Origin of the sequence: Streptomyces sp. NBC_00490 (assembly GCF_036013645.1) — a bacterium.
Taxonomy (GTDB): Bacteria; Actinomycetota; Actinomycetes; order Streptomycetales; family Streptomycetaceae; genus Streptomyces; species Streptomyces canus_F.
The window spans coordinates 3,953,004-3,969,655 of sequence record NZ_CP107869.1; the positions used below are offsets into that span (position 1 = coordinate 3,953,004).

Annotated in this window: 13 protein-coding genes and 2 tRNA genes; 4 read left to right on the forward strand and 11 right to left on the reverse strand. The window is 70.3% G+C overall.

From position 1 onward, the window contains the following. Positions 1-4 precede the first annotated feature (4 nt). The 3 genes from OG381_RS17855 to OG381_RS17865 all read right to left on the reverse strand — a co-directional run bounded on the left by OG381_RS17855 (position 5) and on the right by OG381_RS17865 (position 2,637). The gene (locus tag OG381_RS17855; RefSeq protein WP_327722488.1) at positions 5-610 is read right to left on the reverse strand and encodes an ATP-dependent Clp protease proteolytic subunit; all 606 of its coding nucleotides are present in this window, start codon (positions 608-610) and stop codon (positions 5-7) included. A 357-nt stretch (positions 611-967) separates the two neighbouring features. Beyond that, the gene (gene tig, locus OG381_RS17860; RefSeq protein ID WP_327717085.1) at positions 968-2,368 is read right to left on the reverse strand and encodes a trigger factor; all 1,401 of its coding nucleotides are present in this window, start codon (positions 2,366-2,368) and stop codon (positions 968-970) included. A gap of 192 nt (positions 2,369-2,560) precedes the next feature. Continuing rightward, positions 2,561-2,637, reverse strand: a tRNA-Pro gene (locus OG381_RS17865). 130 nt (positions 2,638-2,767) lie between these two features. On the opposite strand from OG381_RS17865, the gene OG381_RS17870 reads away from it, so the two are divergent. After that, positions 2,768-2,838: transfer RNA gene (locus OG381_RS17870), tRNA-Gly, on the forward strand. Positions 2,839-2,892: 54 nt separating this feature from the next. Here the strand turns inward: OG381_RS17870 and OG381_RS17875 are convergent. Together OG381_RS17875 and OG381_RS17880 are read right to left on the reverse strand one after the other, a co-directional pair. After that, complete coding sequence (locus tag OG381_RS17875) at positions 2,893-5,055, reverse strand: serine/threonine-protein kinase (RefSeq protein ID WP_327717086.1); 2,163 nt, start codon at positions 5,053-5,055, stop codon at positions 2,893-2,895. A 75-nt stretch (positions 5,056-5,130) separates the two neighbouring features. Further along, positions 5,131-5,325 carry a hypothetical protein gene (locus OG381_RS17880; protein WP_030044846.1) on the reverse strand — a complete coding sequence of 65 codons (195 nt, stop codon included), beginning with the start codon at positions 5,323-5,325 and terminating at the stop codon, positions 5,131-5,133. A 583-nt stretch (positions 5,326-5,908) separates the two neighbouring features. On the opposite strand from OG381_RS17880, the gene OG381_RS17885 reads away from it, so the two are divergent. After that, entirely contained in the window at positions 5,909-7,021 is a 1,113-nt protein-coding gene (locus tag OG381_RS17885; RefSeq protein WP_327717087.1) for an acyltransferase family protein, read from the forward strand. Between the two features lie 17 nt (positions 7,022-7,038). Here OG381_RS17885 and OG381_RS17890 read toward each other — a convergent pair whose 3' ends face one another. The 4 genes from OG381_RS17890 to OG381_RS17905 form a co-directional block, all read right to left on the reverse strand. Further along, positions 7,039-7,494 (reverse strand): HD domain-containing protein, encoded by a 456-nt coding sequence (locus OG381_RS17890; RefSeq protein ID WP_327717088.1) that lies wholly within the window; start codon positions 7,492-7,494, stop codon positions 7,039-7,041. Further along, complete coding sequence (locus OG381_RS17895) at positions 7,491-9,920, reverse strand: ABC transporter permease (protein WP_327717089.1); 2,430 nt, start codon at positions 9,918-9,920, stop codon at positions 7,491-7,493. The genes OG381_RS17890 and OG381_RS17895 overlap by 4 nt, the downstream gene beginning before the upstream one ends. Next, positions 9,920-10,672, reverse strand: a complete 753-nt coding sequence (locus OG381_RS17900) for an ABC transporter ATP-binding protein (protein ID WP_327717090.1) — start codon at positions 10,670-10,672, stop codon at positions 9,920-9,922. Before OG381_RS17900 ends, OG381_RS17895 begins: the two co-directional genes overlap by 1 nt. A 123-nt stretch (positions 10,673-10,795) precedes the next feature. Further along, complete coding sequence (locus tag OG381_RS17905) at positions 10,796-11,977, reverse strand: PP2C family protein-serine/threonine phosphatase (protein ID WP_307030652.1); 1,182 nt, start codon at positions 11,975-11,977, stop codon at positions 10,796-10,798. A gap of 162 nt (positions 11,978-12,139) precedes the next feature. Between OG381_RS17905 and OG381_RS17910 the strand changes: the two genes are divergently transcribed. Next, positions 12,140-13,381: a GNAT family N-acetyltransferase gene (locus tag OG381_RS17910; RefSeq protein ID WP_327717091.1), complete on the forward strand. Its 1,242-nt coding sequence runs from the start codon at positions 12,140-12,142 to the stop codon at positions 13,379-13,381. Between the two features lie 7 nt (positions 13,382-13,388). Here the strand turns inward: OG381_RS17910 and OG381_RS17915 are convergent, their stop codons facing one another. Further along, entirely contained in the window at positions 13,389-14,198 is an 810-nt protein-coding gene (locus tag OG381_RS17915) for an Fpg/Nei family DNA glycosylase (RefSeq protein WP_327717092.1), read from the reverse strand. 290 nt (positions 14,199-14,488) lie between these two features. Continuing rightward, on the reverse strand, positions 14,489-14,974 hold the full coding sequence (locus tag OG381_RS17920; RefSeq protein WP_307030645.1) for a ribose-5-phosphate isomerase: 486 nt from the start codon (positions 14,972-14,974) through the stop codon (positions 14,489-14,491). Between the two features lie 205 nt (positions 14,975-15,179). Here OG381_RS17920 and OG381_RS17925 point away from each other — a divergent pair, with 205 nt between their 5' ends. Continuing rightward, a complete protein-coding gene (locus tag OG381_RS17925) occupies positions 15,180-16,646 on the forward strand; it encodes an amino acid permease (protein ID WP_327717093.1) in 1,467 nt (488 codons plus the stop codon). The last annotated feature ends 6 nt before the right edge of the window (positions 16,647-16,652 follow it).

Sequence of the window (16,652 nt, forward strand, 5' to 3'; positions counted from 1 at the left end):
GGTCTCAGGCCCCGGTGCCGCCGCCGCCCGGCATGTTGGCGGCCGTGGTGATGACCTCGTCGATGAGGCCGTACTCCTTGGCCTCCTCGGCGTCGAACCAGCGGTCGCGGTCGGAGGCGCGGGTGATCTCCTCGAACGACTGACCGGTGTGCTGGGAGGTCAGCTCCGCCATGCGCTTCTTGGTGTGCAGCAGCCGCTCGGCGTGGATCTTGATGTCCGAGGCCGAACCGGCGAGGCCGGCGGACGGCTGGTGGATCAGGATCTCGGCGTTCGGCAGCGCGAAGCGCTTGCCGGGGGTGCCGGCGCTGAGCAGGAACTGGCCCATGGAGGCGGCGAGGCCCATGGCGATCGTCACCACGTCGTTCTTGATGTACTGCATGGTGTCGTAGATCGCCATACCGGCCGTGATCGAACCGCCCGGGCTGTTGATGTAGAGGTAGATGTCCTTGTCCGGGTCCGCGGCAAGGAGCAGCAGCTGTGCGGTGATCTTGTTCGCGATGTCGTCGTCGACCGGCTGGCCGAGGAAGATGATCCGCTCGCCAAGCAGCCGGTTGTAGACCTGGTCGCCGAGGCCACCACCGATGGAAGGCTCGCCGGCGGCGGAGGGCATCAGATTCGTCACGTATCCACCTGCTCGTCTTACGACGGCGCCGGGCCGTCTTCACGTGTTCCCTGCGTGTTCCCTGCGGGGCTGGAGCCGCTCGGGACTCCACTCCCCTCGTATTCATGGACCCTAACGCGCTGGTCCCTTCGGGGAATCCCGCAAAGGGGGCTGTTCGCCGGGGGCGTAGCGCGGGATGCCTTCGGCGGGTGGGCCATTGCCTACTCGCCGTGGCTGTGCTGCGCGTGACCGGCTGAGGGTCGTACGGGGCTTGTCGCGCAGCTCCCCGCGCCCCCGGGTAGGAAAACGGGCCCCGGGTCATGAGTGACCCGGAGCCCGCCCTACAGCCTGCTAGGCGCCGTGGGCTCAGCCCTCGGTCTTCTCCGCGTCGGCGTCCGTGGCGTCCGCCTCCGTGGCCTCGGCGGCGACGTCGGCGGCCGGCTCGACCTCGTCCTCGTCGTCCAGGTCGATGACCTCGCCGTTGGTGTCCTTCACCGTGGCGGCCTCGACCACGACGGCCAGGGCCTTGCCGCGGGCGACCTCGCCGACCAGGAGCGGAACCTGGCCGCCCTCGACGACCGCCTGGGCGAACTGGTCGGGGGACATGCCCGAGGAAGCGGCGCGCCGCATGAGGTGCTCGGTGAGCTCCTCCTGGTTGACGTTCAGCTTCTCGCGCTTGACCAGCTCGTCGAGGACGAACTGGGTCTTGATGCCCTTGACCGCGGCGTCCTTGGTCTCGGCCTCGAACTCCTCGACCGTCTTGCCCTGGATCTCGAGGTACTTCTCGAGGTCGAGGCCCATCTGGCCGAGCTGGTGGTGCTCGAGGTTGTGCTTACGGGTGTTGACCTCGTCCTCGAGCAGCTTCTCGGGGACCGGGACCTCGACCAGCTCGAGCAGCTTCTCCAGGACGCGCTCCTGGGCCTGCGTGGCCTGGTCGTACTGCTTCATGTTCTCGAGGCGCTTGCGGCTGTCGGCCCTGAGCTCCTCGAGGGTGTCGAACTCGGAGGCGAGCTGCGCGAACTCGTCGTCCAGCTCGGGCAGTTCGCGGGCGGCGACCTGGGTGACCTTGACGGTGACCTCGGACTCCTTGCCGGCCGCGGAGCCGCCCTTGAGCTCGGAGGTGAAGGTGGCCTCGCCACCGGCCTCCAGGCCCTTCACGGCGTCGTCGATGCCCTCGAGGAGCTCGCCGGAGCCGATGGTGTACGAGACACCGCTGGCGATGCCGTCCTCGAGCACCTCTCCGTCGACCTTGGCCTCCAGGTCGATCGTGACGACGTCGCCGTCCTCGGCGGCGCGCTCGACCGGGGAGGTGGAGGCGAAGCGCTCACGGAGCTGCTCCACCGACTTCTCGATGTCCTCTTCGCTCACCTCGACGGCGTCGACCTCGACCTCGATGGAGGAGAAGTCCTCGGGGAGCTCCAGGGACGGGCGGATGTCGACCTCGGCGGTGAAGTTCAGCGTGTCGCCGTCCTTCAGCTCGGTGATGTCGACCTCGGGCTGGCCCAGGACGTCAAGCTCGGCCTCGTTGACCGCTTCGGTGTAGAACTTCGGAAGCGCGTCGTTGACGGCCTCCTCCAGCACTGCACCACGACCGAACCGCTGGTCGATGACACGGGCCGGGATCTTGCCCTTACGGAAGCCCTTCACCGTGACCTGCTGGTTGATCTTCTTGTACGCCGCGTCGAGGCTGTCCTTGAGCTCCTCGAAGGGCACCTCGACAGTGAGCCGAACCCGAGTCGGGTTCAGGGTCTCCACGGCGCTCTTCACGGTTCGGTCTCCTTGTGGCTGACTTCTTGGATTCTGCCGGGGCCAGAACGGCTCCGGCGGATTAGCCGCCCTGAGGACCATCAGACGAGAGACACACGGGCGCGCAGCTTGCATAGTAACCGCAGCGGCTACACGCCCCAAAAGGCGATCAAGCCAGGTGATCGCGAAGGTGGCCGCCAATGGCCGGTCACATGGTCGGGGTGGCGGGATTTGAACCCACGGCCTTCCGCTCCCAAAGCGGACGCGCTACCAAGCTGCGCCACACCCCGTCTGGTGCGACACGTAGGGTACATGCCCGCAGGCAGTGGGGCCGCCGCATTTACGGGGTGTGCGGCGAGGGGCCCCGACCCGCTACGATGCCTTCTGTGCCGCGGTCATCTGACCTGCGGCGCGTCCTGTGCGGGCGTAGCTCAATGGTAGAGCCCTAGTCTTCCAAACTAGCTACGCGGGTTCGATTCCCGTCGCCCGCTCTGTACGGCAAAGGGCCCGGTTCCTCGGAACCGGGCCCTTTGCGTGTCGTGCGGTCAGAGGGTGCGTACGTCCACGGTGTAAGCCGACCGGATGCCGTACGCCACATAGAGGGCGTCGCCTACGAGGACCGGTGGGGCGACCATGTCGGGGAAGTCGACGGTGCCGCTGTCGTCGCGGCCTCCGAGGGTGGCTTCGACGGCGCCGGTGGCCAGGTCGAGGACGGCCAGGCGGCCGCTGATGGAGGAGAGGTAGAGGCGGGTGGCCGAGGCGGTGGGCGGGCCCGCCTGTTCCACTCCGGAGTCGCTCTCCCAGAGCTGTCTGCCGCTCTGCGGGTCGACCGCGCGGACACCGCCGCTGGCGAGCGTGAAGTAGAGCCGGCCGCGCAGCACGGTGGGGGTCGAGCCCTCCGGCTGGGTCGCGGACAGCCGTACGGTCGTCAGGACGTGGGACGCGGCGTTGATCAGGGTCATCGTCCGGTGCGCGCCGGTCGTGCCGAGCACGATCAGGCGTCCGTCGGCCTGCCCGACGATGTCCTTGTCGCCCGCGACGTCGATGGTCCAGCGGGCCCGGCCGGTGGCCGGGTCGAGCTGCGCGATGTGCGTGTCGCCGGCGGTGTCGTCGTTCCACTTCTGGCAGACCAGGTACGCCTGCCGGGCCGCGCTGCGCAGCAGGCAGATCTGTTCGTTGGGCTTGGGGATCTTCTGCTTCCAGCGGACCGTGCCGTCGTCGGCGTCGAGCAGGGCGAACTGGTCCCCCCGCTTGCCGTAGAGGGTGATCACGCCTTCGGGTACGGCGACGGAGGCGCCCTGGTCGCTGGAGGGCTCCGCGGCCTCCTCGCCGTCGCCGGTGACCGTCTTCCAGATCACCTTGCCGGTCCCGGCGTCCAGGGACTGGACCGTGTAGCGGGTCGCGGTGGACCCGTCGTCGCCGCCGACGGCCCGGTCGTCGGCGCCGTAGGCGTACACACGGCCGTCGCGGGTGCCGATGATCGTGCCCCCGCCGGAGCTGCTGCTGCTGCCGACGTCGTCCGCCGTCCCGTCGATGGGCAGGCTCCAGGTGTTGCGGCCGTCCGCCAGGGCGAAGCGGGTGGCGAGGATCTCGTCGCCCGCGCAGACCAGGGATGTGCCGCCGGCGGCGACGCAGCGGTTGAAGGGGGCGCCTGCGCCTATCGGATCCTTGTCGAGGCTCGGCTCCTTCGCCTGCTTGCGCCATTCCTCCCAGCCGGCCGGCAGGTTGCCCGGGGAGGCCGGGTCGTCACCGGTGAGGGCGACGGTCGTGGTGGCCGCCGCCGCGAGGGCCAGGGCGCCTGCCGCGGCGGCCAGCCAGAGGCGTCTGCGGCGGGGGCGGCGGAGCTTGCCCGCGTCGACCGCGGTCGGGGTGTCGTCCGTGGGTCCGGGGGCCGGCCAGTCGCCGTTCCTCAGCAGCCGCAGCAACTCGTCCGCCGTGGGGCGGGACTTGGGCTCCTTCTCCAGACAGAGGCGGACGAAGGGGAGCAACTCGGCCGGGACGTCGTCGAGTTCGGGGTCGCCCTCGACCACGCGGATCGCCGTCTCGTAGGGGCTCGGGCTGTCGAAGGGGCCCCGGCCCGAGGCGGCGAACGCGACCACCGCGCCCAGCGAGAAGATGTCGGCCGCCGGGCCCACGTCCTGGGGAGCGGAGAACTGTTCCGGGGACATGAAGGGCGGGGTGCCCATCACGCGGCCGGTCTGGGTGAGGACGTCGGAGGCGGCGAACTCGGTGGCGCGGGAGATACCGAAGTCGATGACGCGGGGGCCGTCGTCGGCGAGCATCACATTGGCCGGCTTCAGGTCGCGGTGGACCACGCCCGCGCGGTGGATGTCGCGGATGGCCTCCGCCAGGCCCGCGGCGAGTTCACGGAGCCGGGGAAGCGGCAGCGGGCCGTGGTCGCGTATGTGGCGGCCGAGGTCCGCACCCGGTATGTAGAGCGTGGCCATCCAGGGGCGCGGCGCGTCGGCGTCCGCGTCCACGACAGGGGCCGTGAAGGCGCCGCTGACCTGACGGGCGGCGGCCACCTCACGGCGGAACCGGGCACGGAACTCGTCGTCGTCCGCGTACTGACCGTGCACCACCTTGACCGCGAGACGCCGGCCGGAGGCGGAGCGGGCGAGGTAGACCACGCCCATGCCGCCGCTGCCCAGACGGTCCTCGATGCGGTAACCGCCCGCCTCCGCCGGGTCCGAGTCGCGCAGCACCATCCCCGTAGGCCCCCCTGTAGCCCTCTCCGGCCCCCGTGACCGGACGGATCAGCCTAGCTTCACGGGTCAACGGGGTCAGAACTGGATCGAGTTGATGGTCTCCGCTATCGAGTTGAGGAAGCGCTGGATGTCGTCGGCCATGCCCGTCGAGGCGAGAAAGAAGCCGAACAGCACGGCCACGACGGCAGGTCCGGCCTTGAGGGATCCGCCACGGATCAACACCACCAAGATGATCGCCAACAGCAGTACCACTGACAGCGAAATGGCCACAACAGATCACACCCTCGGTCGGTCCGCTCTCCCGGCCCGGGGATGCCAGCCCCGCGCACCCCCGCCAGAACCATCGTGCCACCAACCAAGCCGCTGTATGCGGCAGGTGATGCATCGTTGACCACACCTGTGCCCGGACTGTGGGACGCCGTCCGGCCGCGCGACCGATCTCCCGTACCCCGCACATCAATTCGAGAGTGCATCCGCCCAGAGAATTCGACTCGATCGTTTCGCTCTCCACACATCCTGTTCGCAGGTAATTCGAATAATCACCGGGCCTACAGGAAGCGGACATTCCGCCGGAGTCGCCTGCTGGTCTTATGCCCTATTTAGTCGGGATGAATCACACCAAGTTGGCGCTTGCTGTGACCATATTCCCTCCCCGCCAAGTGTGTTGGCCGTCACGTTCACCGAACGTCAACGGCTCGATTTTCTGGGCACCCGAACCGAATAACCAGGAATGACCTGGCGGGTTTTACCAAATCCCACAGACAACGCTAGGGTGCCTCAGATGTTCCACGCTGCCTCGTCCCCCGCACGCGGCAGAGCGCCGCTCCCCCCTGCCCAGCCGTCGGCATCAGGAGTGCCGAGTCCGCGCTCGCCCCTCAAACAGCAGAACGAACAGCCGGCCAAGCCCGCCGGCAAGCAGCGCGACGCGTTCTTCGACAACGCCAAGTACCTGGCGATCGTGCTGGTGGCCGTCGGTCACGCCTGGGAACCGCTCAAGGGCGACAGCCGCATCCTGGAAGCCGCGTACACCGTCGTGTACTCCTTCCACATGCCGGCGTTCATCATCATCTCCGGCTTCTTCTCGCGCAGCTTCGACATGCGCCCCGACCGGCTGCGGCGGCTGATCACCGGCGTGGCCGTGCCCTACATCGTCTTCGAGACCGCCTACGTGCTGTTCGAGCGCATGGCGGGCGACGACCCCGGCAAGGACATCAGCCTGCTCGACCCCTGGTATCTGACCTGGTTCCTGTGCGCCCTGTTCGTCTGGCGGATGATCACCCCCCTCCTGAAGGCGGTCCGCTGGCCGCTCCCCTTCGCGCTCGGCCTCGCGATGCTGGCGTCCGTCGCGCCGTCGATCGGTGACGACCTGGACCTGCAGCGGATCCTGCAGTTCCTGCCGTACTTCGTGCTGGGCCTGTGCATGAAGCCCGAGCACTTCCACCGGGTGCGCACCCGCACGATGCGGATCGTGGCGGTGCCCGTCTTCGCGGCCGCGCTCGCCGTCGGCTGGTGGGCGGTGCCGCGCATGAACACCGCGTGGTTCTACCACCGGGACTCCGCGCAGGAGTTGGGCGCCCCGTGGTGGGCCGGACCGGTCATGGTGCTCGCGATGTTCGGCTGCTCGCTGCTGCTGACCGCCTGCTTCTTCGCCTGGGTGCCGCGCCGGAACATGTGGTTCACGGCCCTCGGCGCGGGCACGCTGTACGGCTACCTCCTGCACGGCTTCCTGGTGAAGGCCGGCGACTACCAGGGCTGGTTCGACCACCCCTGGCTGCACCACCCGCTCGGCGAGATCGCCGTGAGCGTCCTCGCGGCCGCCGTCGTCACCGTGCTGTGCACCAAGCCCGTGCAGCGGGTCTTCCGGTTCGCGATGGAGCCGAAGATGGCGTGGGCCTTCAAGCAGGACCCCGCCGAACTGGCCCGGGAACGCCAGAAGCAGGAGCGCCGCGAGAAGGTTCTCGTCTAGCCGCTACGACCCCTGCCTCACCCCAGACCGAGGAGTGCGCGCATCCGCGCGTACTTCTCGGTCAGTCGTTTCCGGGTCTCCTCGTCGAGGACCGCCAGGCGCGCCGGGTCGGCGTTGTGCGCCAGGTCCGACTCCTTCACCAGCAGCGCGCCGGGAGTGGCGAGGATGCGCCCCGCGTACGGCTCGGGCGGCTCCCCCGCCCGCTTGGTGACCGCGAGCACGATGTCCTTCGTACGACGGCTCAGCGCGGCCTCCTCCAGCCAGTGCGCGGAGAGCGCGTCGTCCTCGACGGCGTCGTGCAGCCAGGCGGCCGCGATCTGCTCGGCGTCGCCGCCCCGCGCACGCACCCCCTCGGCCACCGCCCGGAGATGTTCGGCGTAGGGCCGGCCCGCCTTGTCGGTCTGGCCCTCGTGGGCGGCGCGGGCGAGGGCTTCGACCTCGGTCGGGGTCAGGGTGCGCGGTGCGTCGGTCACGGCTCCAGTGTCTCCCCGCGCAGCGCAGCGCGGGCCGGAAGGCCGGCCGCGGTCAGGCCCAGGGCGAGGATCGCCGCGACGAGTGAGCCGTACACCAGCGGTGGGATGTACGGGCCCTGTCCGGTCAGTCCGTTCATCATCGGGACGAGTGTGGCGAGCGCGATGGCCGTGCCGAGGACGATGCCCGCGAGGGCGACCAGGAGTGCCTCCCAGCGGATCATGTTGAGCACCTGGCGGCGGGTGGAGCCGATGAGGCGCAGGGTGCCGAGTTCGCGGCGGCGGTCGAGGACCGTCATCACCAGGGTGTTGCCGGCGGCGACGGCCGCGAAGCCGCCGAGGACGGCCGCCATGACGTTGTTCGCCCAGGCGTTGAGCTTGCGGTCCACGGACTGGGCGGTGGTGTAGTCGGCGCGGGCCAGGACCGTGCCGAGCTCCTTCAGACCGGCTCCCGTACCGCCCCTGGTCCACAGTTCCGCGTCGAAGGCGGAGGTGACGTGACCGGCGAGGTCGGTGCGGGCCATCGTCACCTGCGACAGGCCCATGCCCCGTCCGTACGTCGCCACGATCCGCGGTGCGGCCTTCGTGCCGTCGGGCAGCCGGATCGGGAGGCGGTCGCCGACCTCGGCGTCCGCGTTGTCGGCCAGGGAGGCGTCCACGGCGATCTCACCGGGTCCCAGGGAAAGCCGGCCGTCCCTGACGTCCAGATTCTGTACGGCCGCCAGACCGCGTGCGGAGCCCGTGACGCCCTGTGCGGTGGCCTCCTCCAGCGCGCCGCCGGAGGCGGGGACGAGCACCGAGGTCTTCAACAGGCCCACGGCGGAGGTGACTTCGGGAGCGCGTTCGGCCCGTCGTACGGCGTCGGGGGCCAGGCCCGCACCCTCGGCGGTGACGATGTGGTCGGCGGTGATCCCGTCGCGCTGCTGCTCGGCGGTGACATGGTCCTCGCTGGTGTGCAGGAAGAGCAGCACCGAGGAGAACGCCATCGCGAGCACGATCGGGGTGATCGCGGAGGCCAGCCGACGGGCGTTGGTACGGGAGTTGGCGGCGGCGAGCACGGCGGAGGCGGAGGCGCCGCGCAGCGGGAGGCCGAACAGGGCCGCGCAGGCGCGGGCGATCAGCGGCCCGAGCAGGGCCACGGCCAGCATGAACAGCATGACGATGCCGAGCGCGGCGTTGGCCGCGTCCTCGCCCGTCGTCGAGGCCGCCAGGCCCGCGCAGACACAGCCGCCGGCCGCCGCGGCGACACCGAGCGGGGTGCGGATCCAGCCGAAGCGCAGACGCTCCACGGACGCCTCGCTGAGCGCCTGGCCCGGCTTGATGCGGGAACTGCGGTGGGCCGCCATGTATCCGGCGAGCAGGGCGGCGATGAGCACGGCGCCGACCGCGGAGACCAACGGGATCCAGGAGACGGACAGTTCGACGGCCCGGGGCACCCCTCCCCTGTCCCGCAGCTGCCCGAACCACCAGGCGGCCAGGGCGACTCCGGGCACACAGCCGGTCACGCCCGCGAGCGGGGCGACCAGGAGGGCCTCCGTGGCGATGGTGCGGCGGATCTGGCGCGGGCTGGTGCCGATGGCACGCAACAGGGCGAACTCACGGGCGCGTTGGCCGACGGCGAGGGCGACGGTGCCGGCCGCGGTGAACATGGCGACCATCGTGGCGGTGCCGCCGAAGGAGGCGCCGAGGGCGATGAGGATCTCCTCGCCCTCGGCGAGGCTGGGGTCCTGCACAGCGCCCCGGCCGGCGCCGGTGTGGATCTTGGCCTTGCCGCCGAGGACGTGGGCCACCTGGGCGGCAAGGGTGTCGGTGGGGACACCGGGCTTCGGGAGCACGGCGATGGCGTCTATCCGGCCCGGGTGCCCGGAGAGTCGTAGGGCTTCCGTGTCCGCGAACCAGGCCTGCGCGGAGTCCGTGGTGCCGGAGACGCGGTAGGTGCGGGTGCCGGCGGGGGTGGTCAGGGTGACCCGGTCGCCTATGCCGGCCCGGTTCAGGACGACTTCGCCGACGCCCGGGGCACGGCCCGCCGTCAGGTGTTCGCCGGTGAAGGCGGTGGAGGACCAGTTGTGGGCGGTGAGGGCGGTGTTCCGGGGTCCGGTCACCGGGAAGGTGACGTCCGCCACGGCTGTGCGGGCGCCGGGCGCCTCGGCCGCCTTCGTGACGAGGGCGGCGTCGAGGCGGGCGCGGTCCGGGAGCGGTTCGCTGTCGGCGCTGTCGCCCTTGCCGTAGTGGGCCCGCTGGTCGGCGGCGGCCACCACCGGGGCGTTCGCGTAGCGGCCGGGCGGGACCTCGGCGCGGATGCCCGTCTCCAGCAGGATGCCGCAGGCCGACACGATCAGCGCGGCCATCGCGAGGGCGACGAAGGTGCCGACGAACGCGGAGGGCCGGAAGCGGACGGCGGCGCGGGCGAGGCCGTTGGGGGCGAACATCAGGCTGCCGCTCCCTCGTAGGGCCTGGTGAGGGACGTCATACGGGCGGCGATCCGGTCGGCGGTGCCGCGGTCCAGGTGGTCGACGAGCTCGCCGTCGGCCAGGAACAGGACGCGGTCCGCCCAGGCGGCCGCCGCGGGGTCGTGGGTGACCATCACGACGGTCGCGCCCTGGTCGTCCACCGCGCGGCGCAGCAGGCCGAGGATCTCGGCGGCCGTGGTGGTGTCCAGGGCTCCGGTCGGTTCGTCCGCGAAGACGACGTCGGGGCGGGTGACCAGGGCCCGGGCGATGGCGACGCGCTGCTGCTGGCCGCCGGAGAGGTGACCGGGGCGGCGGCGGGCCTTGTCGGTGAGACCGACCTGGGCGAGGACGTCCGCGGTGCGGCGGCGGTCGGGGCGGTGGCCGGCGAGACGCGTCGGGAGGGCCACGTTCTGCTCGACCGTGAGGGACGGGAGCAGGTTGAACGCCTGGAAGACGAAGCCGAGGCGGGTGCGGCGCAGCGCGGTGAGCTTGTTCTCCTTCATGCCGGTGATCTCCGTGCCGCCGAGGCGGACGGTGCCGGAGGTGGGGCGGTCGAGGCCGGCCGCGCACTGGAGGAAGGTGGACTTGCCGGAGCCGGAGGGGCCCATGACCGCGGTGAACGTGCGGGGCGCAAGGGTCAGGTCGATGCCGCGCAGGGCGTGGACGGCGGTCCGGCCCCGGCCGTAGCGGCGGTGCACTCCGTGGAGCTCTACGGCCCAGTCGGCTGACATGGCTGTCCTTCCGTTCGTTCGAGGGGTGGTGTCTCGAACGTACGGATTCGGCGGGTACGGCGACCATGCGGACGGCTGGCGGATCGAGGCGGGGGTAAACCCCACCGCGGGAGGGTCACGCCCTCAGAGGTTCGCCGCCTGGGCCGTCGGGCCCTCTCGGCAGATCAACAGGAGCGCCCTGTCGTCGTTGACGTCCTTCGCCACCGCTTCGATCAGATGCCAGGCCGCGCCGTGGAACCCGCCGGCCACATAGCGGTCGGCCTCGCCGGTGAGGCGGTCGATGCCCTCGACGATGTCGCGTTCGGAGGTTTCGACGAGGCCGTCGGTGAAGAGCATCAGGACGTCGCCGGGGCGCAGCGAGCCCTTGACCGGATCGAACTGGGCGCCGTCGTAGACACCGAGGAGGGGGCCTTCGGCCGCCTTCTCCTCCCAGCGGCCGCTGCCCGCGCTCAGTTGGAGGCCCGGGGGATGGCCGGCGGAGTAGAGCTCGTAGTCACCGGAGTCCAGGTCCAGGACCAGGTGGATCGAGGTCGCGAAGCCCTCGTCCCAGTCCTGGCGCAGAAGGTAGCCGTTCGCCGCGGGGAGGAACGCGTGCGGCGGCAGACTGCCCAGCAGGCCGCCGAAGGCGCCGGAGAGGAGCAGGGCGCGGCTGCCCGCGTCCATGCCCTTGCCCGACACGTCCGTCAGGACGACCTCCATCGTGCGGCCGCCGTTGGTGCGGGCCGCGACCACGAAGTCGCCCGAGAAGGACTGGCCGCCCGCCGGGCGCAGGGCCATCTCGCGGTGCCAGCCCTGCGGCAGCGTCGGCAGCTTGCTCTGGACCCGGATGCGTTCGCGGAGGTCGAAGAGCATGGTGCCGCCGCGCCGCCAGGGCACTCCGACCCGGCTGCGGAACTGGGCGATCAGCAGACCGAAGAAACCGCACGCGGCCACCACGAGCACGATGCCCGGGGTCACCCGGGACGGGCCCTCCGTGTACGGGCCCAGCTGCACGGACTCCACGATCAGTGCCGTCGCCGCCGCCGCGTACAGGCCGAGCAGGCTCGCCGGGCGCAGCAGCAGGCCGCCCGCGACGATCGGGAGGACCAGCGCGGCCGGGGAGACCCAGACCGAGTTGGCGAGTGTCGTGGCCGCGATCAGCGGGATCGTGATGAGCAGCCCGGCCAGCGCGACCCAGTCCGAACCGTCCCCGCGGAAGTAGTCCACAGCGCTTCTGCGCAGGCCGACGCGGGCCCGGTGCCACTGCATCTTCCACCGGGCCGTGAACGTCTCGGCTTCCGCGCGCCGCTCTCGTCCTGCTGCCATTAGTTCGGGACCCTATCCATCGGACCAGCTGCTTGGCACGGGAGGTCCCACTTGTCCCCCGTCCGAGGTTCAACTTCACAGTGAACTTCACAGAAAGCCGTCGTGGCGCCGCCAAGGAGAAATTCCCTGGCTCGTCCCGCAATGCCCTGGTAGGCATGGTCCATGGCTTCTGACTTGGCGACCGAACCGCGGGTGCTGCGACGGCAGGACTGGGACAAGTGGTACGACACCCTGATCCGCGCCTTCGGCGGGGTCCCGGAGTCGGCCCAGGAGCGCGAGCTGTGGGACACCCTCACCGAGACCGACCGTTCCCTCGGCGTCTGGGACGGCGACGCGTGTGTCGGTACGGCGGGTGCGTTCAGCTTCCGCCTGACCGTACCCGGCGGCGCCTCGGTACGGGCCGCCGGCGTCACCATGGTCAGTGTGGCCGCGACCCATCGCCGCCGTGGTGTCCTCACGGCGATGATGCGGCGGCAGCTGGACGACGTACGGGAGTGGGGGTGGCCGCTGGCCGTGCTGACCGCCTCCGAGCCCGCCATCTACGGGCGGTTCGGGTACGGCGTCGGTACGTATGCCGTCACCGGCGAGATCGACACCAAGCAGGTGCGGCTGTCCGTCCCGCCGGGGACGGACGACGTACGCCTGCGGTACGCCGAGCCCGCCGAATCGCTGGGCGCGTGCGAGGCGGTGTACGCGCGCGTGGTGCCGTCGCGGCCGGGGATGGTGGCGCGCACTCCCGGCTGGGAGCGGCTGATGCTGCTGGACCCGGAGAGCGAGCGGGAGGGGGCCTCGCCGCTGCAGTGCGTGGTCGCGGAGCGGGACGGGGAGGTCGTGGGGTACGCGCGCTTCCAGGTCAAGCCGGACTGGGAGCCGACCGGGCCGCAGGGCAAGGTGCTGCTCCGTGATGTCGAGGCGCCCGACCCCGCGGTGTACGCGGCGCTGTGGCGGTTCCTGTTCGACATCGACCTGACCTCGAAGCTGTTGACCCGGGGGCGGCCGGTGGACGACGCGTGGCAGTACCTGGTGTCCGACATCCGGCGGTGTTCGCTGCGGGTGCGGGACTCGTTGCATGTGCGGCTGGTGGAGGTGGGGGCCGCGCTGGAGGCGCGGACCTATCAGGCGCCGGTGGACGTGGTGTTCGAGGTCGCGGACGACTTCTGTCCGTGGAACGCGGGGCGTTGGCGGCTGAGCGGGGACGCGAAGGGGGCGTCCTGCGAGCGGACCACCGACCCGGCGGATCTGGCTCTGTCCGTACGGGAGTTGGGGGCGGCGTATCTCGGTGGGGTGAGCCTGGCCTCGCTGGGGGCCGCCGGGCGGGTGCGGGAGCTTCGGCGCGGGGCGTTGGCGGAGGCCTCGGTGGGGTTCGGCTCCGCCGTGGCGCCGTGGCTGCCGCACGGGTTCTAGGCCGGGGTCAGGGTTTCTGGCAGGTCGGGCACCAGAAGAGGTTGCGGGCGGCGAGATCGGCGGTGCGGATCTCGCCGCCACAGATGTGGCAGGGCAGGTTGGCCCTGCGGTAGACGTACACCTCGCCGCCGTGGTCGTCGACGCGGGGCGGGCGGCCCATCGCCTCGGGGGTGTGTTCGGGGCGGACGGTGTCGATGCGGTTGTGCTTCACGCCCTCGCGCATGAGGTCCACGAGGTCGTGCCAGATCGCGTCCCACTCCCGTGGGGTGAGGGTGTTTCCGGTGCGGTACGGGTCGATGCGGTGCCGGAAGAGGACCTCGGCGCGGTAGACGTTTCCTACGCCGGCGATGACCTTCTGGTCCATCAGCAGGGCGGCGATCGTCGTACGGCTGCGGGAGATCCGTCGGTACGCGGTGTCGGGGGTGGCGTCGGCGCGGAGCGGGTCGGGGCCGAGGCGGTCGTGTATCGACTGCTTCTCGGTGGGGGTGATCAGGGCGCAGGTCGTGGGGCCGCGGAGGTCCACGTACGACGTGGGGTTCGCGAGGCGGAGGCGGACCGTGTCGGTGGGTGGGGGTGCGGGGGTCGGGCCGAAGGTGACCTTGCCGAAGAGGCCGAGGTGGATGTGGATCCAGTCGGTGTCGCGGAAGCCGAGGAAGAGGTGTTTGCCGTGGGCCTCGGTGTGGGTGAGTTCCGCGCCGTCGAGGAGGTCTGCGGCGTCGGTGAACTTGCCCTGGGGGCTGGTGACCTGGGTTTTTCTGCCGCGGAATGCTGCGGCGTAGTCCTTGGCCAGGCGGTGGATCGTGTGCCCCTCAGGCACGGTGGCTCCTCTTCGTCCGGGGGGCGGGTTTCGCCCCCGCCGCCCCTACCCGTCCCATCCTCCAGGGGCGCCGCCCCTTCGACCCCGGTCCCTGGGGGCTCCGCCCCCGGACCCCCATCGGCCCTTAAGGGGCCTCGTCCTCAAACGCCGGACGGGCTGAAATGCCGCAGGGAGCCCTCGTCCTCGGGCGCCGGACGGGCTGAAAGACCCGGACCGGCGTCCAGGGGCGCAGCCACCTGCGGGTGGACGCCGGGCGGGCTGAAAGGTACCCGCAGGAGGTGCGTCGTCGGTTACTGCTGGGGGTGGTGGGGCGGGATCGGGGGGAGGTCGCCTGTGGTCTCGTAGGTCGCCAGCATGTCGATGCGGCGGATGTGGCGGGCGTCCTCGGAGAACGGGGTGGCGAGGAAGGTCTCGACGAACTTCGTGGCCTCGTCCTGGGTGTGCATGCGTGCGCCCACCGCCACGACGTTGGCGTTGTTGTGCTGGCGGCCCAGCGACGCGGTCTCCTCGCTCCAGGCCAGCGCCGCGCGGACGCCCTTGACCTTGTTCGCGGCGATCTGCTCACCGTTGCCGGAGCCGCCGATCACGATGCCGAGGGAGTCCGGGTCCGCCGCCGTGCGCTCCGCGGCGCGGAGGCAGAACGGGGGGTAGTCGTCCTGGGCGTCGTAGATGTGGGGGCCGCAGTCCACCGGGTCGTGACCGGCCGCCTTGAGCCAGTCGACGAGGTGGTTCTTGAGTTCGAAGCCCGCATGGTCGGAGCCGAGATACACGCGCATGGGATGAGTGTGACACGACTGTTTCGGGGCAGCAGCCCTGGGTGTCGTCCAGGAAAATTATCGCTCTGGCCATTGAAGCTCAAGAAAACCTCAAGTAACAATCCGGAATCAAAGGTTCACGAATTCCTTTGCCTCCGATTCACTGGACCGATCCGTACGCCGCTCGTACGGGACACTGCTCGCCCGGCGCAAAGGAATTCCCCGCATGACTTCGCAGCCGACCCAGGCCAAGGCCACCGGAGACCCCGGTAACGGTCTTCAGGCCGGGCTCAAGAACCGTCACCTGTCGATGATCGCCATCGGGGGTGTGATCGGTGCCGGCCTCTTCGTCGGATCCAGCTCCGGTATCGCCACCGCAGGACCCGGCATCCTCCTGTCGTACGCACTCGTCGGCACGCTCGTGGTGCTGGTGATGCGGATGCTCGGTGAGATGTCCGCCGCCAACCCGACCTCCGGGTCGTTCTCGGCGCACGCCGACCGCGCGCTCGGGCGCTGGGCCGGGTTCTCCATCGGCTGGCTGTACTGGTTCTTCTGGGTCGTGGTGCTGGCCGTCGAGGCCACCGCCGGTGCCGTGATCCTGGAGGGCTGGATACCGGCCGTGCCCCAGTGGGCCTGGGCCCTCATCGTGATGATCGTGCTGACCGCGACCAACCTGGTCTCCGTCGGGTCCTACGGCGAGTTCGAGTTCTGGTTCGCCGGTATCAAGGTCGTCGCGATCGCCGCGTTCATCGTCATCGGCGGGCTCGCCGTCTTCGGGGTGCTGCCCGGCGTCGACAGCGACAAGGCCGGTCTCGGCAACCTCACCGACCACGGCGGCTTCCTTCCCCACGGAGCCGGCGCGATCCTCACCGGTGTACTGCTCGTCGTCTTCTCCTTCATGGGCAGCGAGATCGCCACCCTGGCCGCCGGTGAGTCCGAGAACCCCCAGCAGGCCGTCACCAAGGCCACCAACAGCATCATCTGGCGGGTCGGCGTCTTCTACCTCGGCTCGATCTTCGTCGTGGTCTCGCTCCTGCCCTGGAACGACCCGTCCATCAAGAAGGACGGCTCCTACGTCGCCGCCCTGGACTCGCTCGGCATCGCACACGCCGGTCAGATCATGAACTTCATCGTGCTGACCTCGGTGCTGTCCTGTCTCAACTCCGGCCTCTACACCGCCTCCCGCATGGCGTTCTCGCTCGGTCAGCGGGGCGACGCGCCGAAGGGGTTCGCGCGGACCAACAGCCGGGGTGTGCCGATGACGGCGATCCTCGCGTCGGTCGTGTTCGGCTTCGTCGCCGTCTTCTTCAACTACCTGTCCCCGAAGACGGTCTTCCTCTTCCTCGTCAACTCCTCCGGCGCGGTCGCCCTGTTCGTCTGGCTGGTGATCTGCTTCTCGCAGCTGCGGATGCGGAAGATCATCCAGGCCGAGGCGCCGGAGAAGCTGGTCGTGAAGATGTGGCTGTACCCGTATCTCACCTGGGCGACGGCCGGCCTGATCGTGTTCGTGCTCGTCTACATGCTGACCGACACCGAGGGTGCGAGCAGCGGTCGTACGACCGTGCTGCTCTCGCTGCTCGTCGCGGCGTTCGTGCTCGGCATCGCCTTCCTGAAGGAGAAGGTCGGGGCCGGACGGGCCGAAGCCGTCTCCCCCGAGGTGCACGACGAGGTCGACGAGGTCAAGGTCGGCTGACGCGTC